The organism is Methylobacterium sp. 22177 (genome assembly GCF_052045615.1).
Classification (GTDB): domain Bacteria; phylum Pseudomonadota; class Alphaproteobacteria; order Rhizobiales; family Beijerinckiaceae; genus Methylobacterium; species Methylobacterium radiotolerans.
The window spans coordinates 59,209-82,520 of the sequence record NZ_JBQEPK010000016.1 but is presented as its reverse complement, the minus strand read 5'-3'; the positions used below and the strand labels follow the sequence as shown (position 1 = coordinate 82,520).

The window sequence follows — 23,312 nt, the reverse complement described above, 5'->3', positions numbered from 1 at the left end:
CTGAGCTCGGTGTGCCTGTCGCCTCCTTATACGATCAGGCAGGATCTCCATCCTCCGACAGCGACGCGATGCAGAAGGCTGTTGCGGCGCTCCTGAGCGCATTCGCTGCGGTACGTGACCCCCATGAGCGTCAGCGCTCCGTCGCGGTCCTGACCGCCGAAGCAGAGCGTCTCCGCGACCTGCCGGATGCCAGCGACAAGGCGTAGGACTTCGGCAGCGTCCGACCCTGCTCCGAACGTCCTCACAGCTCCCTAAGCGTCGTGATCGGCTCCCGCGGCTATGTCCGCACGAAGGCATCCGCCAGCCGGAAGCGGGCGCGCCGATTTCACCGAGCGACGACCCCGATGTCTGGTCGGCGCGGTCGCCGCGACGGGAAAAGGGGACCGCGCGCTCCCGGCGCCGCCGAAAGCCGCGCGTGTTCCACAATATTCAGAAGGGATCTGTCGCCTCTATCTAGATGAAAGGTGCGTCGGCCTCGAGGCTCAGGAGGATACGGCCAGGCGGCACGAGCATGCGGTCCTGATACTGCATGTGCTGGCAGGTCGCGTACACATCGCGCAACTGGCGCGCGAACGGCAGCGCCTCGAGAACGGCGGAACTGCCCGCCGCTTCGTACATGCTCGTGACCACCTGCTTCCCGACGTGGCCTGCGTACCAGCAGGCCTGCCGAATCTTGGCCTGCCACGCGGGGGTGACCGGGCGGCCGTTCTCGGCTTCAGACCAGAGACCGGAGACCGTATCGCGGGCGAAGGCGCGGGCGGCGCCGAGACTCGTCTCCGCGCGCGCGACCGCGACCTGAACGTCCTCGCGAAGTCGCAAGGGCACCTTGCCGCCATGCGGCGTCTTCGTCTGCGCGAGATCGATCAACGCGTCGATCGAGGCCCGAGCGAGGCCCAGCGGAACGCCGGCGGCGGCAATCGCGGCCGCCGATGCCATCGGCAGCATGTAGAGCGGCTCCCTATCGTGCGGCATCATGATGCGCGCGCCGTCGACTGTCCGCGCGTCCGGCACCCAGATGTCGGTGCAGACGACGTCGTGACTCCCGCTGGACCGCAGCCCACCGGCGTTCCAGTTGCCGACGACCTCGACGTCCCTCGAGGCCATGAAGACGCCCCGCACAGACGGCCGCCCGTGCGCGTCGAGTTTCGGTTGTCCCCCTTCGATCTCGAGACACATCAGTGCCGAGACCGAGCTGAAGCGGCAGAAGCTCGCCCAGGACCAGCGTCCGTTGATCCGCCAGCCGGCCCCGTCGCGAACCGCCGTTCCCGTCGGCTGGCCGCTGCCGCTGCCCGCGAACTTCTTGCCGGCGGGCATGAGCGCGCGCATCGCGTCCCGATCGATGAGGTCGGCGAAGCGTGACGCGCCCCCGGACGAGATCGCGGCGCACCAGGCAACCGAACCGTCGAGTTCCGCCAAGGCCTCGATGGCGGCGAGAACGCGCAGCGGATGGGTCTCAGGACCGCCCAGGCCCCGGGGGAGCCAGAGTTGTGTGAGACCGGCGTCGATGAGCGCCTCCGCGACCGGCTCCGGCAGGTCCGGTCCGACAGCCAAGGCCGACCGGTGCTCCGCGATCAGAGGCCGAAGTGTCTCGACAGTCGCGAGCAGCGCCGCGTCCGGATCTCCGGCCCTCGCGGCAGGGGCAGGCGAGGATGCTACGACGTTCATTCTCAGACCTCTCATCCGTCCGAGATGCATATTAGATTCGGCAATCGATCCATTTCGTGTCGTTCGGAAGATCATTCGGTTACGGTTGTAACCTGGAACTCTGGCAGCTGGGACGTCGATCGGATCTGACATACTCGAGCGCGCCATCGCGGCGGCCCTTGATCTAGGCGCGGGGCCGATCCGCCGCGATGATGCTTGGATGATACGGGGGCGCGATCTCGGGATCGCGATCAGGTCCGACGTCCCTCGGAGGTCCGCGTCCGAGACGGCGCGATCCCGATGGCGCCCGGACAGCTCGAGCCCGCGGCAGAGCGTCGGCACCCGGGGATCCCGAGAGCTCCTCCCGCGCGCACCGCGGGCCGCCCGCAGTCTCCGGGACGGAGCGCGTGTCGACTCATGCCGCGAAGCCGGAACGCTCGCCCGCGCGGTCGTCGGTAGCCAACCAGCCCGCGTAGTGGACCATCAGCCCGACGAGTGGCAGGACGATCGATACGTCGAAGTGGAACAGCTCGGCCTCTTGCCACTCGCGGGCGGAGGCACGGGGTACGAAGGCCAGCGGAAGCGGCAGGCGGGCAACCGACCAGCCGCGCAGCACCATGCGCAGCCCATCGCCGTCGCTCGCGAGGTGGAACCGGAAGCGGAACGAGCCGAACCGTTCGACCACGCAGCCGCGCTCTTCGAAGAACGCGCTCGCGAACCGGCGACCGGAGAACGTCCGCGTCCAGCGTTCCACTCCGTGCCTCTCGCTGAAGCCGACGTGGACGGCATGTTCGCCCGTGGCCGGAAACCCGAGCAGCGCGGCGAGGGCTCGCGCGATCGGGTGACGGCCGCGCGTCACGACGGCGCGACCATGCGCCCCTGCCTCGCGCAGGACGCCGTGCAGGGCCGCGACGCGCGGGGCGAGCTTGGCGAAGCGCGGCCCCATGACGGTCGCGTAGAGCGCATCGGCCTGGACCGACTCCCGCACGTCGTGACGGATCGACAGGCCCGCGAAGATCGGCTCGAAATCCGTCAGATCGAGCAGGGTCCCGGCGTCGCGCGCGCCGGGGGCGATCGAGCCGGCCAGGATCCGCTCGGCGAGGATCGCCGCCGGCAGCACGGGGATCTCCGGGCCGTGTCCGTTGGCCGCGAGGAGCGTCCAGCACCGCTCGACGCGGCGCCCATCGGCCGAGCCGAACATCCGGACGACCATGCCGGACCGATCCGAGCCCCGGCGGGCGGTCAGCTGCTGCGCCAGGAGGAGACCGCCCGCGAGCGTCTGCAAGGAGGGGATCCAGCGCCAGCGCACCGGCCAGCTCGCACACCAGAGGCCGATCACCTGCAGCGCGCGATCGGTCCCGGCCCTGAAGCTGACCGCCGGCCGGCCAGGAAGCCGACCGGGCAGGAGTTCGAGGTCCGGGACGTCTGCCAGCGCCAGCCAGCGGCGGCCGAGGGAGGAGCCGTCAGACAGGGCGAAGCGTTCGCGCCGCAACTCCTGCCAGCCGATGGCCACCGACCAGCGCTGCCCGCGCCAGAGCCGGATCGGCCTGCCCACGTAGCTCAGGATGGCCGCGGCGACCGACGTTCCGGCGGTCGCGCGGTTTGAGGCGCTGATGGCGATCTCGACGGCGCTGACAGCGTCCATCCCCTGGGCCAAGCGCCGCGCGGCGGCACCGGACAGGGCCGGGACGCTCGACGCGCCGGCCAGGATCGCGACGCTGGCCGCTCGCGCGGCGTCGTCCAGCTCGCCGATGCCGGCCACGAACGCGCGGCCGTCCGCGAGATCGAGATAAGGGATCGCCGCGGCGATGCAGGCCCGGGGCAGCTCGTAGCCGCTGCCCTGGAACGGACCGGCCGCGTCGATGACGAGGTCGGGACGGACGCGCTCCAGCACGGGCGCGACCGCCCCGCCGCGGTCGGCCTGGAGGGGTCGGCACGGCGGATGGGCCGCGCAGAACGCCTCGGCGCGCGCGAGGCGCCGGCCGGCGACGACGACCGCGTGCCCGGCGGCCGCGAGCCGGCGCGACAGGCGCGCACCGAAGCCGCCATAGCCGCCGAAGATCAGGATCGTGCTCACGCCCCGCCCTCCTGCGCTGCCGGCTCAGCGTCCTGGAAGATCGCTTCCTGGCGGATCAACCGCCCGAACCAGGGATGGACGATGTCGAGGATGAAGCGGAAGGCGTCCGCTGGCGCGTCCGGGGCAGCATCGGCATGCGTGACGGTGATCGCACCGGGGGTGAGCCAGCCCGGCAGGTGCAGGCGGAGCCCGATGCAGTCGATGAAGTAGCGGTGGCTGCGAAACACCAGCGCCCCGTCCGCGACCGCGACGGTCAGGGTCATACCGACGCCGGCGCCGACGTGCTCCTCCAGGCCGGTGGGGCCAGCGAAGCGCTTGGCCGAGTGGATCACCTGCGGGAAGCCGGAGGCGCGCGCGTACAGCCGCGTCCAGATCTGACCGCCCCCGTCCGGATCCTCGGTGACGGTGACGACGCCGGCACGGCCGGTCCCGCGCTCCAGGGGGAGCGGGGCGCCGACGAGGCGCGTCGCCTGCGCGACGAGCCAGCCGAGGCGGCTGACGCGCATCGCGACGACGTGGCCGACATAGACCGCGCTCGCCCCCTGCGCCAGGCGCTTGCCGAAGCGTCGGCGCACCGCCGGCGACAGGCTCGCCCACGCGCGTTCCGGGATCAGCGTCCGGAAGCGCAGGTCGAGGAGGTCGCCCGGCCCGTCGAACGACGGCGCGGTGCGGGTCTCGCGGGACGGCCCAGCATCGGCTCGACGGACGCTTCCCATCGCGGTCACCTGATTCCTCGATCGTTCGGGCTCTCTGAGCGCGATCCTCGGACCGTCACTCGGTCTTGGCCGGCAGGAACTTCACGATCCGGGCGCCCATCCGGATCAGCTTGGCCAGCGTCCCGCGGGGCACGTTGAGCATCTGGCCGTACCAGCGCTCCATCGACTCGGTGAAGTCGAGCATCGCTTGCAGGCGCCGCTTGGCGACCGCCCCGAGGGCCGGGTCCGCGTTCGCCTCGGCGACGCAGGCGCGCAGGGCCGCGAGGGCGGGATCGATCTCCCGCTCCTTGCGGCCGGCGGCGATGCGCGTGACCATCTCCCAGAGGTCGGTCTCGGCGACGAAGTGGTCGCGGCGCTCGCCCATCACCGGCACGCGGCGGATCAGGTTCCAGCCGAGCAGCTCGCGCAGCGAGTTCGAGACGTTCGAGCGCGCGATGCCGAGCAGGCCGGCGATGTCCTCGGCGGTGAGAGGACGCTCGGAGAGGTAGAGGAGCGCGTGGATCTGCGCGACGGAGCGGTTCACGCCCCACTGGCCGCCCAGGTCACCCCAGTGCAGTACGAAGCGCTCGACCGCGGCGGGCAGGGGACGCGTTGCATCTGTTATTTCTGTCATGACAGAAATAACAGACCTAAGTGACGCCCATGTCAAGCGGTGGGACCGGGGGAAGCCGATGCCGCGGCTCGGCCCGGAACCGCAGCCCCGGAGAGTCACGGCAGGATCGGCGCGTCCCCGGACTCCCGCCGGTCCCGGCTCGGGCGCTTACGCTGGGGACCAGGCGCGTGCCGGACGACTCCGTCACCGTCTCACGACCCCGTGGCGCTCGGCGGCGTGCCTCCGCGGCGAGTCCGGGACCGGGCCTCCGCCAGCCATGTCGTCCCGTCGGGGCGGTGCCGGATCGTCCGCAGCCGAGAGGAACGCCTAGCGGCGCTCCCCGGATTCTCCGACGCTGGTCCGGTTCGTGCCTAGCGGGGCCGCACTCCTCTTTGCGCCCGGTTCCTCATGCCCGAATGCCTCGTCTTCCGCGTGCCCGCGCAGCATCCCGCCGACGTTTCCGGGGTGATGGACCTCGTCACCTCCGGGACGGTGGGTGCGCCCGAGATCGTCGCGATCTTCGGCAAGACCGAGGGCAATGGCTGCGTGAATGACTTCACCCGGCAACTCGCGGTGATGGCTCTGGAGACCGCGCTCGCCACCGCACTCGGCTGCACGCCGGCGGAGGCCGGAGCCCGGATCGCCCTCGTCATGTCCGGCGGCACCGAAGGCGGGCTGTCGCCGCATTTCCTCATCCTCGCCCGGCGTGAAGGACCCGCGGCGCCGGAGCGGAAGGCGCTCGCCATCGGCACGGCCTTCACCCACGCGTTCCGGCCGGAGGAGATCGGCCGGATGTCGCAGGTCGAGGCGACCGCGGCGGCGGTCGGCCGGGCCATGGCAGAGGCGGGGCTCACCGATCCCGCCGACGTGCATCTCGTGCAGGTGAAGTGCCCGCTTCTGACGAGCGCCCGGATCGCCGACGCGGCCGCCCGGGGCCACGGCGTCGCCACGCACGACACCTACGCCTCGATGGGCCTGTCCCGGGGCGCCTCGGCGCTCGGCATCGCCCTCGCCCTCGGGGAGGTCGATCGCGAACAGCTCACGGATCCCGCCATCGGCACCCGGCGCGATCTCTTTTCCGGCCGCGCCAGTGCCTCGGCGGGGATCGAGCTGATGCGCAACGAGATCATCGTGCTCGGAAACGCCCCAGGCTGGACCGGCCCGCTAGCCATCGCCCACCGGGTCATGGACGACGGTATCGACCTGCCCGCGATACTGGGGGTCCTCAGCGACCTCGGCTTCCCGGAAGCGGGGCCGTTGTCGCGTCAGGAGTCGGAGCGCGTGATCGCCCTGCTCGTCAAGGCCGAGCCTTCCCATGACGGCCTGATCCGGGGACGGCGCCACATCATGAACGACGACAGCGACATCAACGCCACCCGGCACGCCCGCGCCCTGGTCGGCGGGGTGGCCGCCGCCGCAATCGGCCGGACGGACCTGTTCGTCTCCGGCGGCGCCGAGCATCAGGGGCCGGACGGTGGCGGCCCGGTCGCGGTCATCGCCCGCGTGAGGGACTGAAGCGGCGCCCCGGAACCGCAGAAATCCGATCAGCGGACGTGCGAGCGCCAGGAGGTCGGAGCCGATCCTGCGCGAAGACAGACGGCATGACCTTTCGATGTTGCAACGCCTGGTGCTGGCCATCGCGCTGACAGCCGTGACCTCGCCCTAGACATACCTGCCGACACCGCCTTCCGTGACCGCGCAGGTCATCGGCGGCCGGCGGCCGCCAGGCTGGCGCGGTCGACGATCTCGACCGCGCCCCGGCGAAGCTCGATGAGGCCCGCCTCAGCCCACTGCGCCAGGATCCGGCTCACCACCTCCCGCACGCTGCCGACATCGTCGGCAAGCTTCTGATGGGTTACCGCGGCGATACCCCGCGGCTCGGACTCGGCCAGGAGCCGCTGCACGAGGCGCTGCTTCAGCGGTGCGAAAGCGACCTCATCGATCAGCGTGAACAGGCCGGACATCAGCCGCGTGTAATCGTCCATGACGAAGCTGCGGAAAGCGGCGCTCTCGCCCATCAGGTGCTGGAACGTGCTCACCGGCAGCGCCGCCAACTCGGTCCTCTCCTCGGCCACGCTCTGCGCCGGGAACGTGCCGCCGGACAGCAGGCACTGCGTGGTCAGGGCACACGTGCCGCCGGGACCGACCTTGTAGATCAGCACCTCGCGCCCGCCCTCCGACATGCGGAAGATGCGCGTGCGACCCTCCAGGCACATCAGGTAGTTGGCGCACGCGCCATCCAGTTCGTAGGCGATGGCGCCCGCGTCCAGCACCGGGAAGTGCACGGTTCCCCGGGCGATCTGGAGGTGCGCCGGGCTGAGCGCCCGAAGAAGCGGGAACCGGTCGATCCAACGCTCGACCTTCTGAGCATCCGTCATGGCTGGCGTCGTCTCCCCCGGCCATGACGACGGGCTGATCGTCCGGCTAGCGTCGCGTTCTTCTCCCGCCGCGCCGGACTTGTGTGACCTGGGTCACCGACCGGGCGCAGCGGGTCGGCATAGCATCCGACCACACCGAACACGATAAGGGCGCCCGCCATGTGCGGCACCCGCCGGGAGTGAACCGATGCGCCGCCTCGCCCTCAGCCTCACGCTCGCTGCCGTCGCCGCCGGCCCCGCCGCGGCCGAACAGGACCTCCTGCTCGGGGCGGACATGTCCTCGCCCGCCATGACCAAGGCCGACATGAGTCGCGCCGACGTCGAGGCGCTGATCGAGGGCGCGGACGGCAAGCCCGTCGATCTGCACGACAGGTCCCTGTCCGGCCTCGACCTTTCCGGGCTGAACCTGCGGGGCGCCAACCTGCGGACGGCGCGCCTGAACAGGGCCAACCTGCGCGGCGCCGACCTCAGCGGGGCAAACCTCGAACAGGCGTGGTTCCTGAAGGCCGACCTGGCCGGCGCCAAGCTCGCGGACGCGAAGATGTTCGGCATCACGGCGCGGGACGCCGACCTCAGCGGCGCCGACCTCAGCCGCTCCATGCCCATCGGCGACTTCAAGGGCGCCAACATGAGCGGCGCGACGCTGGTCGACCTCAAGGGCGGAGCCGACATCAAGAACCAGTCCATGGGCCTGATGCGGGCGGTGTTCACATCGGTGAACCTCTCGGGCGCGAACCTCAAGGGAGCCGACCTCGGCCGGTCGCGCCTCGAGTATGCCAACCTGAAGGACGCCGACCTCACCGACGTGGTGCTGATGGGCTCGGATTTGTCGGGCGCCAACCTGACCGGCGCTACGGTGACGGGCGCGGACTTCAAGAACGTCGACGTCAGCGGCGCCCGGTTGATCGACCTCAAGGGTCAGTCCGAGGCCAAGGACTGGACCGAGCGCGTGAACGTCGACCGCGCCGTCACCCAGGCTTCAAACTGAGCCGCCCGTCGCCGCGGACCCCACCTGCTCGGCGCCCTCCCCGCCGGCCTCGCGCTGTCCGTCGTGGCCATCGGCCCGATGACCGCCACGGGCTACGACAAGTCTGCGGAGACTATCCCGGTCAACGCCTCACCAGACTGGCTGACAAACCTGACTACCCGCCGCTGACCGGGTTGGATCGTCAGGGAGATGTCCGCTTCGGCGCCCGTGTCGCGCAGAAGCGGACCGACAGAAATCCACCCTGAGCGGTCCTCCCGCTGCCGACCGCCCCCTGCCGATCAGGGGCCGGCCGTGATCCACGCTCCAGGAGGAGATCCGCGGCCGTCGAGCGGCGCGGGCGCGGCCAACCACCATCGCCCGCGCGCCCAAGATCTCACGCCGCAGCGTCTATCGCACCCTCGAGGGTGCGGCATCACCAGGCGCGGTCGCGCCGTCCCCGAACCTGGTATAAGTGCTGGTTCATTTCGCGACCCTCGTGTGAGTAGTCGGTCGGCCCCCAGAAGCCGTCCGGCGACCAACTGCGCGGCTGCACGGGAACATACCCACCGTCCCAGTTGCGAGGCCTTATATCGGCGATCAGCCTGGACCCATGGTCGTAGCGGTACATCCCGCCGCGGTTGCCCTTAGTGGGGCGTCGCACGGCGCTCAGGTCAGCGGCGATGTCGACAGGAGCCGTCTTCTTGAAACCTCTGCTCGGCGCGCGCTTCACAGTCACAGACTTCGTATCGAAGTAGTCACGATAGTCCCCATATGACTCGACCGCCGTCGCGCCGACCGTCGATCCGAGCAATATGGCGGCTGCGAGCAGGTTCTTCACGGCCCAACACCTTCTGCCTTTCAGCTGGCATCTAGCCGATCCGAATTTACGCTGGCCTGCCGAACTGTGTAGGATTGTAGGCGCTCTTCCAGGGATTGCGGTGACGTGCAGCACAAGCCGGCCGCTGCTCACGACGCATGAGCGGTCCGGTTCTCCGATTCCCAGGATCCTGCCGATGGAGCTCGATCGGCTGTTTTCGATGCGGCCCGATCCCGCCATTCAGCTGGCTTGAAACGGGCCTGCGAGCAGCCGCGGCCGTGTCGTTCGCTTCTCCGCCCAGGAAGACGTCTCCTATCCCTCGACGTTGCTTCCGCGCCGGCCTGATGGCGATCGCATGGTGAATCAACGATTTTACGGCCTCGCAACGGCGCCCAGTTTATCTGACTACTCGCGTCGACCGAATTCGGTGCGAGAATTTAAACCATCACCCAATGAAACAAATCGCACCGACAGGCCGCGCCACAATCGCCACACGATTATCCTCACCTCAGCGTACAGTAGATCTCTATTTACCGGTCGAGAACAAATCCCTCTTCCTCCATCGAAGGCTCTCAAATGCAAGGCGATCTGATCCCACGGCGCATCCTGTTCGGAAATCCCGAGCGTGCCTTTCGGCAAATCAGCCCGGACGGCGAGTGGTTGACCTGGGTCGCACCCGCCAATGGGGTGATGAACATTTTCATCGCGCCGCGCGCGACTCCCGACCGCGCTCGGCAGCTGACCTTCGATCAGGGCCGCGGCGTCACCGCCTACTGCTGGACGATGGGTGCGACGCATCTTGTCTACGGCCAGGACACTGACGGCGACGAAAACACCCGCCTCTACGCGCTGAACATCGCCGACGGGAGCGTGCGCAACCTGACGCCCGAACCCGATGTGAAGGCGAACCTCGGCGGTGTGAGTCGCAAGATCCGCGACATGATCATGGTCTATCTCAACGACCGGGATCCGCGGTTTCACGATCTATACGCGATCAACCCGGCAACAGGCGAGCGGCGCAAGCTCGCTGACAATCCCGGCTTTGCCGACATCATGGTCGACGCGGCGTTCCGGCCGACCCTCGCGGTCGCCCTGCACCCGAACGGCGAGATGCACCTGCTGCGCAATGCACGCGCCGAGGGGCCACCCGCGCCCGAGGACTGGCAGCCGTGGCAGACCATCCCCCGCGAGGATGCACGCACCACGTTCCCGCTCCACCTGAGCGCCGATGGGTCGATCCTCTACATGGCCGACAGCCGCGGTCGCGACACCGCCGCGCTCAGCGCGATCACCCTCGCCACGGGTGAGCGGACCCTGATTGCGAGCGACCCGCGGGCCGACATCACCGAGACCTTCACCGACGCCGAGACGCAGGAGATCCTGGGCTACGGCGTCTCCTACCTCGTTCGCGAGTTCCATACGGTCGATCCGCGCGCCGGCGATTTCGCGTGGCTGGCAGATCAAGGCCTCGAGAACCCCGTCGTGGTCGGTCGCACCGAGGCCGACGACATCTGGCTCGTCGGGACCTATTCCGACGTCTCCCCGGGCGAGGTCTTCGTGTTCGACCGGCCGAACCGCACGCTCACGCGGCTGCCGCCAAGCTCGCCGGAGCTGGCAGCGGCAGGTCTCCGTCCGATGGAGCCGCACACGATCCCGGCCCGGGACGGGCTGAACTTGATCTCGTACGCGACCCTGCCGGAACGCGCGGGCCCGAGTGAGCGCGTTCCGCTCGTGCTCGTCGTCCACGGCGGCCCCACGGCCCGTGACGAGTTCGGTTGCAACCGGGAGCATCAATGGCTTGCCAATCGCGGTTACGCTGCGCTCAGCGTCAACTTCCGCGGCTCTGCCGGATTCGGGAAGGCGTTCGTCAACGCCGCCGAGGGTGAGTGGGGGCGGCGGATGGACGACGACCTCATCGAGGCCGTGACTTGGGCCAAGGATAACCTGCCCATCGATCCGAGCCGGATCGCCATCTACGGCGCGTCCTACGGCGGCTACGCTACCCTCGTCGGGCTCACCCGAAACCCGGATCTCTACGCCTGCGGTGTCGACATCGTCGGACCGTCGAACTTGGAGACCTTACTAGAGACGATTCCTCCTTACTGGGAGGCGGGCCGCCATCAGTTGAAGCGGATGATCGGCGACCCGGACACCGCCGAGGGCCTGGCACGCCTGCGAGATCGCTCGCCGCTTCATCAGGCGGACCGCATTCGCCGGCCGCTCATGATCGCGCAGGGCGCCAACGATCCGCGGGTGAAGCGGGCAGAGAGCGACCAGATGGTCGCGGCCCTGCGCAGCAAGGGCATCCCTGTCAGCTATCTGCTGTTCCCCGACGAGGGACACGGGTTCGAGCGGCCGGAGAACACTCTCAGCTTCTATGCCCAGGCCGAGGCGTTCCTGGCTGCGCATCTTGGCGGCCGCTGTGAGCCGGACGATCCCGTGACCCGGGAGCGCAGCAGCATGCAAATCCTCTGATCGCGCCGCCGAGCCGTCACCGAGGCCGGCGATGGTCTCAACAGCATCGCTGGATCCCTCGCGAGGGCACGAGCGGTTGACGGAACCATCGTGTGTCCGCTCACGGCTCACCGCCGAGCCGGAGCGGACGGGCAGAGAACGACCCACCCGGCCAGCTGTGGTCCGACGCGCTTCGCTCAGGAGCGGAGATGCCGAGGTGTATCGGGGAAGCGAGCAGTCGACGGGACGATCGGTGTGGCGGGCGCTCACGAAAGAGGATCGGTGCAAGAGCGAACCTTCCTCCTCAAGAATGACGGCTTTCGGATACGTAATGTATCCCTGCATCATCAAGGCTTCGGAACGGCACTGAGATGTCCAGGCCCCTCTTCTTCGCGCGCTGTCGCGAAGGCCTCTAGCGGCTCGACGTGCGCGTCGGGCCGCAGCACCACGACCTTCGTATTCACGGGCACGCGCTCGTAGAGGTTGATGATGTCCTGGTTAAACATCCGGATGCAACCGGACGAGACGTTCGTGCCGATGGTTTGCGGCTCGGTCGTGCCGTGAATGCGGTAGAGGGTGTCCCGATCGCCGTCGAACAGGTAGAGCGCGCGCGGGCCGAGCGGGTTCGTCAGGCCCGGCGCCATGCCGTTGCGCCAAGGGCCGTTGCGCTCGGGCTCGCGCCGGATCATGTCGGCGGTCGGCGTCCAGCGCGGCCATTCCGCTTTGCGCTTGATCTCGGCGGTCCCGTTCCACGCGAGACCGGCCTTGCCGACACCCACCCCGTAACGCAGGGCCCTGCCGTTCTCGCGTACGAGGTAGAGAAACTTGTTGCCCGGATCGACGACCACGGTACCCGGCGGCTCGCTGCGCGGGTATGCGACCTCCTGGCGGAAGTAGCGCGGATCGACCGCGCTGATGTCGGTCGCCGGCAGCGGGAAGCGTTCGGCGGGCTTCGCCGCGTACATGGCGAGGAAGCTCGGGTGCACCGGCGCGACGCGCGCGATCGCCCCAACATCACGATCGGTCGCCATGCAGCCCGCCGCCAGCAGCGTGAGCGACAGCACGGAAGCGCCGCGCAGCGCTCGGGCACGGGCCGAGCGCGGACCATTGCAGAGATCAGGCATCATGGCTTCGCAGTCGTCTCCTGTCATCGCGTCATGCTTCTTCGACAGCCGGCACCTTGGCGCCGGAGTCGCAGCGATCACGAAGCTATAGGCCGATTTTCTGAGATCGTTTCTTCGAATGATGCGAGCGTCGATCTATCACGCGACCATATCTTCGCAACGGAGTGAGAGCATCAACTTACATGATCCGCATAAATTGCAGTTCGGCCCGTATCCGCCTGCACCACTTGCACATGAACCGGTCCTTTCGAGCAAGCGGCGGGCAGGCTCGGCAACAGGCGGATCATCGCGGCCTCGATGGCCGACATTGAGGCCTGATGCAGTCTCAGCCTCGCCGTGCCGACTGAGCGCAGAGGGCCGGGAGGGGGCGAGCAGGATGGAGGCTTCGAGCTTGGAGCCGGGCTAACGGCTCTCGCGCTGAGCCGTTGTCTGCCGTGACCGTCACACGAGCCGCCCACCAGATCACAGCGGCGGTGCTCACCGGTAGCGGGCTGCCGCAGGGTGAGAATGGCCGGCCGGCGCCCACGGCGTTCACAGCGCAGATCCGCAGGCCGTGGCTCTACGCACAGGCCGTCGCGCCCGGGCGCCCCCCAGGATCGATGCGCGCGTCGCTTCAACGACACCGACGATCGTGGAAGCCGCTGCTGATGCGAGCCGCCTTCTCTCCTACTCACTCCTCGTCTTGCCATCGGCGCAGATCAGTTTGGTCATGATAGGCCATGCGGTCCGGCGTGGTGATGAATTCTACCGTCGTGCCCCAGGGCATACGGCAGTAGCAGACCTTGTTTCCCGGACCTTTCTCGGTTGCATAGGGAATGACGCGTGGCGCGGTGAGAGGGGTCCCCCCGGCTCTCTCGAAGCGCTCGACCGAGGCGTCGATGTCGTCGGTGTAGAGACCGAAGTGCGTGATGCCGAAGTCGCTCGCTCGGACCGGCTGGGCTTGCTCGGGGCCGTGCATTTCGAAGAGCTCGATATCGGGTCCGGTTCCGATCTTGACCATCGCCTGCCCGCGCACGACCGTTCCTGGGTATGCGCCGACGGCCCGCTCGAACTCGGGGCCCTGCCGCGGTGGATCCTGCGGTCCGAAGGACTGGTAGATCACTCGGGCGCCGAGAGCTTCCACCAGAAACGACTTTGCCGCTTCGATGTCGGGCACCGTGATGCCGATATGATTGACCCCGCGCGTGACAGGCGCCGTCATGACAGTGTTCCCTTCTTGATTGATCAACCGCGATTCGCCCTGGCGACACGGGCGCGGGAGCAGAACCTCAATCGGCCTCGAGGAAATCGATCAGAGCGGCCGCGACTTCGTTCGGCCGCTCATCCGCGACATAGTGGCTGCACCGCGCAATCGAGCCGCCGGTCACGTTGATCGCGAATTCCTTGAGCATCGGCACCATCTCCGCACCGAAACGCTGATCGCCGCCGAGACCCAGCACCGGTATTTCGAGCGGCTGCTTCTTGTACTCGAGCGCGGCCGCATGGTCGGCGGCGAGGGTGCGATACCATTCCATGCCGCCGCGGGTGCGGCCAGGAAGCGCCATCGCTTTCGCGTAGATCTCGATGTCCGCCGGATTGAAGGTGCTGTGGTCGTAGAACCGCTCAGCCATGAAGGCCGATACATAGTCATATTCGCGGCCATGGATCAGACGCTCGGGCAGATCCCGGTTCACATGGAAGCTGAAATGCCAGAGCCTCGCGGTCGTCGCCTCCCACTCGGTCCAGCCGGGAAGCGGCACGTCGAGGACGGCGAGATGCGTGACAGCCCTTCGATGAAGGGCCGCCTGCGGCAACGCCACCATGCCGCCGATGTCGTGTCCGCACACGGCATAGCGTTCGTGTCCGAGGGCCACCATGACTTCGTGCGCGTCGCGCGCCATCGTCGCCTTGTCGTAGCCGCCGAGCGGGCAGTCGGAAAAGCCCGCGCCGCGCAGGTCCATGGCCACCACGCTGAAACGCTCGGCCAGCAGCGGCATCACGTGGTGCCATTCCCACCATGTTTCCGGCCAGCCGTGAAGCAGAAGGATCGGCGGGCCTGAGCCCCCTGTGACGGCGTTGATCTTGATGCCATTCACCGGCATCGACTGCTGGGTAAATCCCTTCAAAGTCGCGATCATGATCGCATTCCACACGATGTTGAAGTTCGGACAGAGCTCGCGGCCGGCGCTCAGCGCTCGCCGGAATCGGTGGCGGTCGCGATGTTACGAACCGTCATGTCGGCCATGATCGACCAGTCCTTCTCGCCGAGGCCCGATGAGACAGCGTTGGCGAGTCCTTCTCGGACAGCCTCAAGCATCGGGAGCGTGCGTCCGATCTGGTTGCCGGCCTCGACCGCCAGGCGCATGTCCTTGAGCGCGAGCTTGGCTTTGAAGCCGGGCTCGAACGATCGGTCCGTGATCTGCGCGCTGTAGCTCTCGTAGGCACGGCCCGAGAAAAGGGTGCCCAGGATGAGCTCGAAGAAGTCCGCGCGGTCCAAGCCCACGCTCTCGGTCAGCACGACACCCTCAGCCATCGCCTCGATCGCCATGGCGATCATCATGTTGCAGGCGATCTTGGCGGCGTTCGCGCGCGCCGGATCCTCCCCCAACTTCCAGACTCTCTTGCCGATCGAAGCGAGCAACGGCTCGATCGCGGCAACCGCATCGGCCTTCCCGGCTGCCAGGATGTTGAGCTGGCCGCTCGCCGCTACGTTCGGCCGCCCGAGCACGGGCGCGGACACATAGCCGAGGGCAACCTTCTCGTGCAGCACCTCCAGCTCTCGCGCGAGAGCGACCGAGATCGTCGATGTGATGACATGGGTCAGCCCTGGACGCGCCTTTGCGAGCAGACCGGCATCGAGGATGACTTCTCGAATGGCAGGATCGTCGGACAGCATCGTGAAGACTGCGTCAGCCTGGAATGCATCAGCCGCGACCGGGACCAGCGTTATTCCGGGAACGCGATCCTGGACGATCCTGCTACGGTTCCAGGCCCGCACCTCATGGCCTGCCTTCACCAAGTTCAGGGCCATGGCTGAACCCATACTGCCGAGACCGATGAACCCGATCTGCATGATCTATCTCCTGCCGTTCGGACGAGGGCCGTGCGCGGGATCGGACGCAGGCTGTTGAGCGATCATCGGGCTGAGACCCGCGCCCTCAGATATCGGCAGCAACCTAGATGGTCAGAATCGCTCTTGAAGTGACAGAACTGTATTCCTAGCGTTCAGTTTTGTGTGGGTGCCGCGATGGAATGGAGTGACGTCAGAATCTTTCTCGCTATCGCGCGATCCGGTACGCTCGGCGGCGCCGCGCGGTCTCTTCAGACAAGCCATCCCACCGTCGGCCGGCGTCTGCGCGCGCTTGAGCAGGCGATCGGTCACACGCTCTTCCAGCGGACTGCGGACGGTCTCGTTCTGACCGAAGAGGGTCACGGGATCATCGCGCTGGCGGAGCAGATGGAAGAAGGCGCGCTGGCCATGGAGCGCCGGCTCGCAGGGCAGGAGCAGAACCTCAAGGGCAGTCTCCGCATCTCATCGGCGGACTGGTTCGGGGCCTATGTCCTGCCTCCCATCCTGGCGGACTTCTCGAGGGCCTACCCCCATGTCGACGTCGAGATCCTGACCGGCACGCGCCTGTTCAACCTCGCCCAGCGGGAGGCCGACCTCGCTTTCCGTATCGTGCCGTTCAACACCGCCGATGTGGTCCAGCGGCGACTCTTCAGGCTCGAGTACGGCGTCTACATCGCCGAGGAATCACCTGACCCCAGATACGGCGATGGCACGGGTTTCCGGCTGATCACCCACGAGACATCGACGGGTCACTTCCCGGACATCGCGTGGCTCATCGAGACTTTCCCCAACGCAAGACCGGTCCTGCGCTCGAACAACCGCAACGTCCAAGGGCGCATGTGCAGGCAAGGCGTCGGCATCGCGGTCCTGCCCCGCGTCGTCGGCACGCAGATCCCGGGTATCCGCAGGCTGGACCTGCCGACGCAACCGCCAGCGCGAGATATCTGGGTGGGATACCACCGGGATCTACGGCGTCTTCGGCGTCTTCGTGCGTTCGTCTCGACCGTATCGGACCATCTCGGGAACGCGACCGTATGATGGGTCGCCGGGAGAGCGATCAAGGCCGCCGGAGGGCTTGAGCCGAGGCGTCTGATCGCGACGCGCGCGGTGTCGCCGGTGGAACGCCGGAGCGGGTCCTGACGCGAGCAGAGGACAGCTAAGCCACGCTGACGCCTACTGCCACCTGTTGCCGAAGACGCCCGCACCGGCCACGTCGTCTCCGGCAGCCCCGCATCGCCGCTCAGGCCGAAGCTCTGAAGTGGCACCGCCGCGCCCTGGCTCCCTTCATCCCCGACGTCTGGCGCTAGCGGCCCGGGTGAACGGCCGACATCCTGGGCGCCGTGCCGAGGACAGCCATGCCGAGCGAGATCACCCTCTTCGAGGCCCGGCGGGTCATCACGATGAACCCGTCGCGGCCGGACGCGACGCATATCGCCGTGCAAGACGGGCGCGTGCTGATGGTCGGGACGCAGGCCGAGTTCGACGGGCTCGACGCGGTTCCGGACCGCCGCTTCGCCGACAAGGTCATCCTCCCCGGCTTCGTCGAGGGGCACGCCCACGTGATGGAGGGCACCCTCTGGCGCCAGACCTATGTCGGCGCCGGCGACCGCCGCAGCCCGGACGGGCGCCGCGTGCCGGGCCTGCACGACATCGGCTCCGTCGTGGACCGGCTCTCGGAGGCGGACCGGTCCATCGCCGATCCGGACCAGCTGCTCTACGGCTGGGGCTTCGATCCGCTGCATCTCGGCGGCGCGCGCCTGACCCGGCACGACCTCGACCGGGTCTCGACCACCCGGCCGGTGATGGTCCACCACGCCAGCCTGCACATCACCAACGTCAACAGCCTGCTCCTGGAGATGGCGGGCTTCGATGAAACCACCGCCATCGACGGCGTGCCGAAGCTGCCGGACGGCACCCCGTCCGGCGAACTGCAGGGGATCGCCGCCCGGCTGCGCCTGTTCCGGGGGCTCGGCTACAACCCGATGAGCGGGACCCTCGACGCCGCCGACGTGGCCCGGTTCGGTGCGGCCGCGCAGCTGCAGGGCATCACCACCATCGCCGACCTGCACAACGACCTCACCGACGCGACCGTGGCGGTCTACGGCGCCGCCTGCGTCGAGGGCCTGCCGGTGCGGATCGTGCCGGCTCTGGCCTCGGTCTCGTGTCCCCCGGAAGACGGCGTCGCGAGGATCGGCCGCCTCGTCGCCGCCAACACCGATCGCCTCCGCTTCGGCATCGTCAAGATCGTCGTCGACGGGTCGATCCAAGGCTTCACCGCCCGGCTCCTGCCGCCGGGCTATCACAACGGCGCTCCGAACGGCCTCTGGTACGTCGCCCCCGAGGATCTCGACCGGATCGTCGGCGTCTACCACGCCGCCGGCATCCAGCTTCACATCCACACCAACGGCAACGAGGCCACCGAGGCGGCCCTCGACGCGGTCGAGAAGGCGCAGATCGCCCATCCCCGTCCCGACCATCGGCACACCCTTCAGCACTGCCAGATGGCGACCGAGGCGCAGCTGCGGCGGGTCAAGGCCCTGGGCCTGTGCCTCAACCTGTTCTCGAACCACCTCTATTACTGGGGCGACGCCCATCACGACCTGACGATGGGACCGGAACGGGCGGCCCGGATCGACGCCGCCGGGAGCGCGGCGCGGCTCGGCATCCCGCTGGCGATCAATTCGGACGCCCCGGTGACGCCGCTCGGGCCGATGTTCACCGCCTGGTGCGCCGTCAACCGGACCACGTCGTCGGGGCGCCTGCTCGGCCCCGAGGAGCGGCTGAGCGTCGCCGAGGCCCTGCACGCCGTGACGCTGGGGGCCGCCTACACCCTGCGGATGGACCATTGCGTCGGCTCCATCGAGGCCGGGAAGTTCGCCGACTTCGCCGTGCTCGACGCGGACCCGTACGAAGTGCCCCCGGAGGCGCTCAAGGACGTCCCGGTCCACGCCACGGTGCTCGGCGGCCGCGTCTTCGCGGTGCCGCCGGCATGAGGCGCGGGCTTCCCGCGCCCGCGACGCGCTGCCCGCTCACGGTCGTCGGCGGCTTCCTCGGAGCCGGCAAGACGACGCTGCTGAACCGGCTGCTCGCCGGCTCGCAGGGCCGCTACGCGGTGCTGGTCAACGATTTCGGGGCGATCAACGTCGATGCCGGCCTGATCCGGGACCATGACGGCCAGACCCTGCGGCTGACCAATGGCTGCGTCTGCTGCAGCCTCGCCGACGGCTTCCTCGACACGCTGATGCGCGTCCTCGCGGAGCCCGAGCCCTTCGACCACATCGTCATCGAGGCGAGCGGCGTCGGCGACCCGGGCGCCATCGCGGAGATCGCCCTGGTGGAGCCCGGCCTCGTCCTGCGCGGCGTCGTCGTGCTGGCGGATGCCGAGCGCCTGCCCGGCCTCGCCGCCGACCCGCGCCTGGGCGACACGCTCGCCCGCCAGATCCGCGCCGCCGACCTCCTCGTGCTCAACAAGCGCGACCTCGTGGACGCGTCCGGCCGCGCGGCCGCCCGGGACACGCTCACCGCCCTCGCGCCGGGCGTCCCGGTGGTCGAGACCGTGGCGGCCGCGCTGCCCGCGGCGGTCTTCGATCTCAGCGGCGCGGGTCCGGAGCGGGTCCGGCCGGGATCGAGCGGGCTGCGGGCCGAGGCGGTCCCGCACGAGGAGATCTTCCAGCGCCTGCTCTACCGGCGCGCGGGCGCGTTCGACCGCGTCGGGCTCGAGCGCGCGCTCGCCGGTATGCCGGCCTCGCTCCTGCGGCTGAAGGGGCGCCTCGGTCTGGCCGGCCGATCCGAGACGCATCTGCTTCAGATGGTCGGGCGCCGCTGGAGCCTGTCGCCGCTGCCGGAGCCCGCGCCGGACGGGGCCGAGCTCGTCGGCATCGCGGCGACCGATCCCGAAGCCGGCCCGGCGCTGGCCGGCCTCCTCGACGCCGCGCTGCGACCCCCGCAAACCCCACACGGAGACCGAACCCGATGCGCCTGACCAAACGCACGCTCCTCGGCGCCGGCCTCTCGGTCCTCGCCGCGCCCCTGACGGCCCCGATCCTCGACCTGCCGAAGGCGCTGGCCGACGACGCGATCGCGCCGCTGGTGATCGGCACCAACCAAGTGCCGCGCCACTTCAACGGCGCCGTGCAGTCCGGCATCGCCACCGGGATGGTCTCGACGCAGATCTTCGCGAGCCCGCTGCGCTACGACGATCAGTGGAACCCGCAACCCTATCTGGCGAAATCCTGGACTATCGACCCCGACAACTTGAGCGTGACGCTCCACCTCGTAGAGGACGCCGTCTTCCACGACGGGCACCCGCTCACCGCGGAGGATGTCGCCTTCTCGATCGGGGTGATCAAGGCCAACCATCCGTTCCAGACCATGCTGGAGCCGGTCTCGACGGTCGAGACCCCCGACGCCCACACGGTCATCATCCGGCTCGCGCGCCCGCACCCGGCGCTGCTGCTGGCCATGTCGCCCGGCCTGATGCCGATCCTGCCCAAGCACGTCTACGGCGACGGCCAGGACATCAAGACCCATCCGGCCAACCTGAAGCCCGTCGGATCGGGCCCGTTCAAGTTCGTCGAGTACAAGCAGGGCGAGTCGATCCAGCTCGAGCGGTTCGACCGGTTCTTCATCCCCGGGCGGCCCAAGCTGGCGCGGCTCGTCTACCGGATCCTGCCGGACCAGAACAGCCTCGTCATCGCCACCGAGCGGCGCGAGATCGGCATGCTGCCGTTCCTCTCCTCGGTGCGGGACATCGAGCGCCTCGCCAAGGCGCCGACCCTGACGGTGACGGATCGCGGCTTCGAGGGGATCGGCCCGATCAACTGGCTGGCCTTCAACTGCGGGAAGAAGCCCCTCGACGACGTGCGCGTCCGTCGGGCCATCGCCCTGGCGGCCAACCGCGCTTTCATCACCGGCAAGCTGCTCGGCGGCACGGCGAAACCCGCCACTGGCCCGATCGTGCCGGGCTCGCCGTTCTACGAGCCGGCCGTCGACCTCTACACGCTCGACATCGCCAAGGCGGACGCCCTGCTCGACGAGGCCGGGCTGAAGAAGGGGCCGGACGGCACGCGGTTCCCGCTCACCATCGACTACATTCCCAACGACAACGACCAGCAGCGCAACGTCGCCGAGTACCTGCGGGCCGGCCTCAAGCGGATCGGCATCGCCCTCCAGGTCCGGGCCGCGCCGGACTTCCCGACCTGGGCGCAGCGCGTCTCCAACTTCGACTTCGACCTGACCATGGACAACGTCTTCAACTGGGGCGACCCCGTGATCGGCGTGGCGCGGACCTACCTGTCGACCAACATCCGCAAGGGCGTCATCTGGTCGAACACGCAGCAGTACAAGAATCCGAAGGTCGACGAGCTGCTGAACGCCGCCGCGGTCGAGACCGACCTGGCGAAGCGCAAGGCGCTCTACAGCGAATTCCAGAAGATCGTCGTGTCCGAGGCGCCGATCGCCTATATCAACCTCACCCCCTACAAGGCGGTCTACGACAAGCGCCTGACGAACCTGCCCCTGTCGATCTGGGGGCCGCTCTCGCCCCTCGACGAGGTCGCCTGGGCGCAGGGCGCCGCCGGAGCCGAGCGATGACGGGCCTGCGCAGGCTCAGCGCGACGGCGGCGAACGCCGCCGGCCTGCTGCTCGCCGTGGTGGTGCTGAACTTCCTGCTGATCCAGGCGGCGCCGGGCGATCCGGCGCAGGTCATCGCCGGGGAGATGGGCGGCGCCTCGCCGGAGATCATGGCCGAGATCCGCACCCGCTACGGCCTCGACCGCGGCCTCCCCGAGCAGCTCGCGACCTATGTCGGCAAGGTGGTGCGGGGGGATCTCGGCTACTCGTTCTACTTCAACGAGCCGGTCTCGCGCCTGATCCTGGGTCGTCTGCCGGCCACCGCGCTGCTGGTTCTGAGTTCCCTCGCCCTCGCGGTGCTGGCCGGGGCCGGCCTCGGGATCCTGGGCGCCCGCAGGCCGAACGGCCTCGTCAGTCACGCCGTCTCCCTGGTGGCGATCGCCGGCAACGCCGCTCCGGTGTTCTGGACCGGCCTGATGCTGCTGGTCGTGTTCGCCTCCCTGTGGCCGGTGCTCCCGGTCGCCGGGATGGAGGACGTGGCCACCCCACGCCACGGCCTCGCCTACGCCCTGGACGTCGCCCGCCACCTGGTCCTGCCGGCGCTGACCCTCGGCATCGTCTACGTCGCGCAGTACAGCCGCCTGATGCGCGCCAGCATGATCGACGCGCTCAACGCCGACTACGTCCGCACCGCCCGGGCCAAGGGCCTGCCGGAGCGGACCGTGATCGGCAAGCACGCGCTGCGCAACGCGCTGATCCCCCTCGTCACCATGGTCGGGCTCCAGTTCGGGCAGCTCTTCGCGGGGGCGATCCTGGTCGAGACCGTGTTCGCGTGGCCGGGTCTCGGCCGGCTGACTTTCGACTCGATCCTGCGGCGCGACTACCCGACGCTGCTCGGCATCCTGTTCTGCTCGGCGCTGCTGGTCATCGCCGCGAACCTCGTCACCGACCTCCTCTACCGCCTGATCGACCCGCGGATCCGCGCCGGGAGGCCGGCATGAGCGCCCTCGCCGCGGCCGAACCGGCGGTGCGGCCCCAGCCGGTGCGATCCGAGACCGCGCCACCGATGCCGCGCCCGGCGGCGGATCCCGGCCTCGCCGCCTTGCGCCTGTTCCTGCGCAACCCGAGCGGGCTCCTGGGCCTGGCCATCCTGATCGGCCTGCTGTTCGCCGCGCTGGCGGGCCCGCACCTCTACAGGGTCGACCCGTTCGAGATCGTCGGCGCCCCGTTCCAGCCACCCGGCGGCGACCCGGTGCTGGGCACCGATTACCTGGGTCAGGATATCCTGGCGGCCCTGCTCCAGGGCGGCCGCGCGACCCTGCTGGTCGGGTTCTCGGCGGCGCTCATCACCGTGGTGATCGGCGTGACCTTCGGGGCGCTCGCGGGCTTCTTCGGCGGCCGGGTCGACGCGGCGCTGATGAAGGTCACCGAGTTCTTCCAGGTGCTGCCGACCCTGCTGTTCGCGATGGTTCTGGTCACCCTGTTCGGCCAGAAGATCGCCATCACCACGATCGCGATCGGCATCGTGTCGTGGCCGCCGACCGCCCGGTTGACCCGGGCCGAGTTCCTGCGCCTGCGCGGCCTCGACTTCGTCAAGGCAGCCCGGGCGGCCGGTGCCGGACCGCTCTACCTGATCGGACGGGTGATCCTGCCGAACGCCGCGCCGCCGATCGTGGTCTCCGCGACGCTGGCGATCGGCACCGCCGTGCTGTTCGAGGGGGCCTTGAGTTTCCTCGGCCTGGGCGACCCCAACGTGATGAGCTGGGGGCTGATGATCGGGCAGAACCGCGCCTACGCCCTGGAGGCGTGGTGGACCGTGCTGCTGCCCGGCGCGGCGATCTTCCTCGCGGTCCTCGGCGTCAGCCTCGTGGGCGACGCGGTCAACGACGCGGTCAATCCGCGCCTGCGCAAGCGGAGCTGAGC

At 68.9% G+C, this 23,312-nt stretch carries 19 protein-coding genes; 9 read left to right on the top strand and 10 right to left on the bottom strand.

Going from position 1 to position 23,312, the window contains the following annotated elements:
• Positions 1 to 453: 453 nt before the first annotated feature.
• The 4 genes from ACTJK8_RS16260 to ACTJK8_RS16245 form a co-directional block, all read right to left on the bottom strand.
• Positions 454 to 1,665: an acyl-CoA dehydrogenase family protein gene (locus tag ACTJK8_RS16260; RefSeq protein ID WP_012321692.1), complete on the bottom strand. Its 1,212-nt coding sequence runs from the start codon at positions 1,663 to 1,665 to the stop codon at positions 454 to 456.
• Between the two features lie 394 nt (positions 1,666 to 2,059).
• The gene (locus ACTJK8_RS16255; RefSeq protein WP_440762220.1) at positions 2,060 to 3,721 is read right to left on the bottom strand and encodes a DUF4166 domain-containing protein; all 1,662 of its coding nucleotides are present in this window, start codon (positions 3,719 to 3,721) and stop codon (positions 2,060 to 2,062) included.
• On the bottom strand, positions 3,718 to 4,437 hold the full coding sequence (locus tag ACTJK8_RS16250) for a DUF4166 domain-containing protein (RefSeq protein WP_440762219.1): 720 nt from the start codon (positions 4,435 to 4,437) through the stop codon (positions 3,718 to 3,720). Before ACTJK8_RS16250 ends, ACTJK8_RS16255 begins: the two co-directional genes overlap by 4 nt.
• Before the next feature lie 55 nt (positions 4,438 to 4,492).
• Positions 4,493 to 5,050 (bottom strand): GbsR/MarR family transcriptional regulator, encoded by a 558-nt coding sequence (locus ACTJK8_RS16245; protein WP_012321689.1) that lies wholly within the window; start codon positions 5,048 to 5,050, stop codon positions 4,493 to 4,495.
• Positions 5,051 to 5,437: 387 nt separating this feature from the next.
• Between ACTJK8_RS16245 and ACTJK8_RS16240 the strand changes: the two genes are divergently transcribed.
• A complete protein-coding gene (locus ACTJK8_RS16240; protein ID WP_012321688.1) occupies positions 5,438 to 6,544 on the top strand; it encodes a ring-opening amidohydrolase in 1,107 nt (368 codons plus the stop codon).
• A 188-nt stretch (positions 6,545 to 6,732) separates the two neighbouring features.
• Here the strand turns inward: ACTJK8_RS16240 and ACTJK8_RS16235 are convergent, their stop codons facing one another.
• Positions 6,733 to 7,407 carry a Crp/Fnr family transcriptional regulator gene (locus ACTJK8_RS16235; RefSeq protein ID WP_024828587.1) on the bottom strand — a complete coding sequence of 225 codons (675 nt, stop codon included), beginning with the start codon at positions 7,405 to 7,407 and terminating at the stop codon, positions 6,733 to 6,735.
• 187 nt (positions 7,408 to 7,594) lie between these two features.
• Between ACTJK8_RS16235 and ACTJK8_RS16230 the strand changes: the two genes are divergently transcribed.
• Complete coding sequence (locus tag ACTJK8_RS16230) at positions 7,595 to 8,395, top strand: pentapeptide repeat-containing protein (RefSeq protein WP_053620604.1); 801 nt, start codon at positions 7,595 to 7,597, stop codon at positions 8,393 to 8,395.
• Positions 8,396 to 8,807: 412 nt separating this feature from the next.
• Here the strand turns inward: ACTJK8_RS16230 and ACTJK8_RS16225 are convergent, their stop codons facing one another.
• Positions 8,808 to 9,212 carry a hypothetical protein gene (locus tag ACTJK8_RS16225; protein ID WP_440762218.1) on the bottom strand — a complete coding sequence of 135 codons (405 nt, stop codon included), beginning with the start codon at positions 9,210 to 9,212 and terminating at the stop codon, positions 8,808 to 8,810.
• 555 nt (positions 9,213 to 9,767) lie between these two features.
• Here ACTJK8_RS16225 and ACTJK8_RS16220 point away from each other — a divergent pair.
• Complete coding sequence (locus tag ACTJK8_RS16220; protein WP_440762217.1) at positions 9,768 to 11,666, top strand: S9 family peptidase; 1,899 nt, start codon at positions 9,768 to 9,770, stop codon at positions 11,664 to 11,666.
• Positions 11,667 to 11,992: 326 nt separating this feature from the next.
• Here ACTJK8_RS16220 and ACTJK8_RS16215 read toward each other — a convergent pair whose 3' ends face one another.
• The 4 genes from ACTJK8_RS16215 to ACTJK8_RS16200 form a co-directional block, all read right to left on the bottom strand.
• Entirely contained in the window at positions 11,993 to 12,676 is a 684-nt protein-coding gene (locus tag ACTJK8_RS16215; RefSeq protein ID WP_408902624.1) for a L,D-transpeptidase, read from the bottom strand.
• 763 nt (positions 12,677 to 13,439) lie between these two features.
• Positions 13,440 to 13,970, bottom strand: coding sequence for a VOC family protein (locus tag ACTJK8_RS16210; RefSeq protein ID WP_012321682.1), 531 nt, complete (start codon positions 13,968 to 13,970; stop codon positions 13,440 to 13,442).
• 67 nt (positions 13,971 to 14,037) lie between these two features.
• Positions 14,038 to 14,886 (bottom strand): alpha/beta fold hydrolase, encoded by an 849-nt coding sequence (locus ACTJK8_RS16205; protein WP_012321681.1) that lies wholly within the window; start codon positions 14,884 to 14,886, stop codon positions 14,038 to 14,040.
• A gap of 50 nt (positions 14,887 to 14,936) precedes the next feature.
• Positions 14,937 to 15,821 (bottom strand): NAD(P)-dependent oxidoreductase, encoded by an 885-nt coding sequence (locus ACTJK8_RS16200; RefSeq protein WP_076727862.1) that lies wholly within the window; start codon positions 15,819 to 15,821, stop codon positions 14,937 to 14,939.
• Positions 15,822 to 15,995: 174 nt separating this feature from the next.
• Between ACTJK8_RS16200 and ACTJK8_RS16195 the strand changes: the two genes are divergently transcribed.
• The 6 genes from ACTJK8_RS16195 (at position 15,996) to ACTJK8_RS16170 (ending at position 23,310) form a co-directional block, all read left to right on the top strand.
• Positions 15,996 to 16,856 carry a LysR family transcriptional regulator gene (locus tag ACTJK8_RS16195; protein WP_012321679.1) on the top strand — a complete coding sequence of 287 codons (861 nt, stop codon included), beginning with the start codon at positions 15,996 to 15,998 and terminating at the stop codon, positions 16,854 to 16,856.
• Positions 16,857 to 17,173: 317 nt separating this feature from the next.
• Positions 17,174 to 18,811, top strand: coding sequence for an amidohydrolase (locus tag ACTJK8_RS16190; protein WP_440762216.1), 1,638 nt, complete (start codon positions 17,174 to 17,176; stop codon positions 18,809 to 18,811).
• Complete coding sequence (locus tag ACTJK8_RS16185; RefSeq protein ID WP_053620601.1) at positions 18,808 to 19,800, top strand: CobW family GTP-binding protein; 993 nt, start codon at positions 18,808 to 18,810, stop codon at positions 19,798 to 19,800. The genes ACTJK8_RS16190 and ACTJK8_RS16185 overlap by 4 nt, the downstream gene beginning before the upstream one ends.
• Entirely contained in the window at positions 19,791 to 21,410 is a 1,620-nt protein-coding gene (locus ACTJK8_RS16180) for an ABC transporter substrate-binding protein (protein ID WP_440762215.1), read from the top strand. The genes ACTJK8_RS16185 and ACTJK8_RS16180 overlap by 10 nt, the downstream gene beginning before the upstream one ends.
• The gene (locus ACTJK8_RS16175) at positions 21,407 to 22,390 is read left to right on the top strand and encodes an ABC transporter permease (RefSeq protein WP_053620599.1); all 984 of its coding nucleotides are present in this window, start codon (positions 21,407 to 21,409) and stop codon (positions 22,388 to 22,390) included. The genes ACTJK8_RS16180 and ACTJK8_RS16175 overlap by 4 nt, the downstream gene beginning before the upstream one ends.
• A complete protein-coding gene (locus ACTJK8_RS16170; protein ID WP_440762214.1) occupies positions 22,387 to 23,310 on the top strand; it encodes an ABC transporter permease in 924 nt (307 codons plus the stop codon). The genes ACTJK8_RS16175 and ACTJK8_RS16170 overlap by 4 nt, the downstream gene beginning before the upstream one ends.
• Positions 23,311 to 23,312 lie beyond the last annotated feature (2 nt).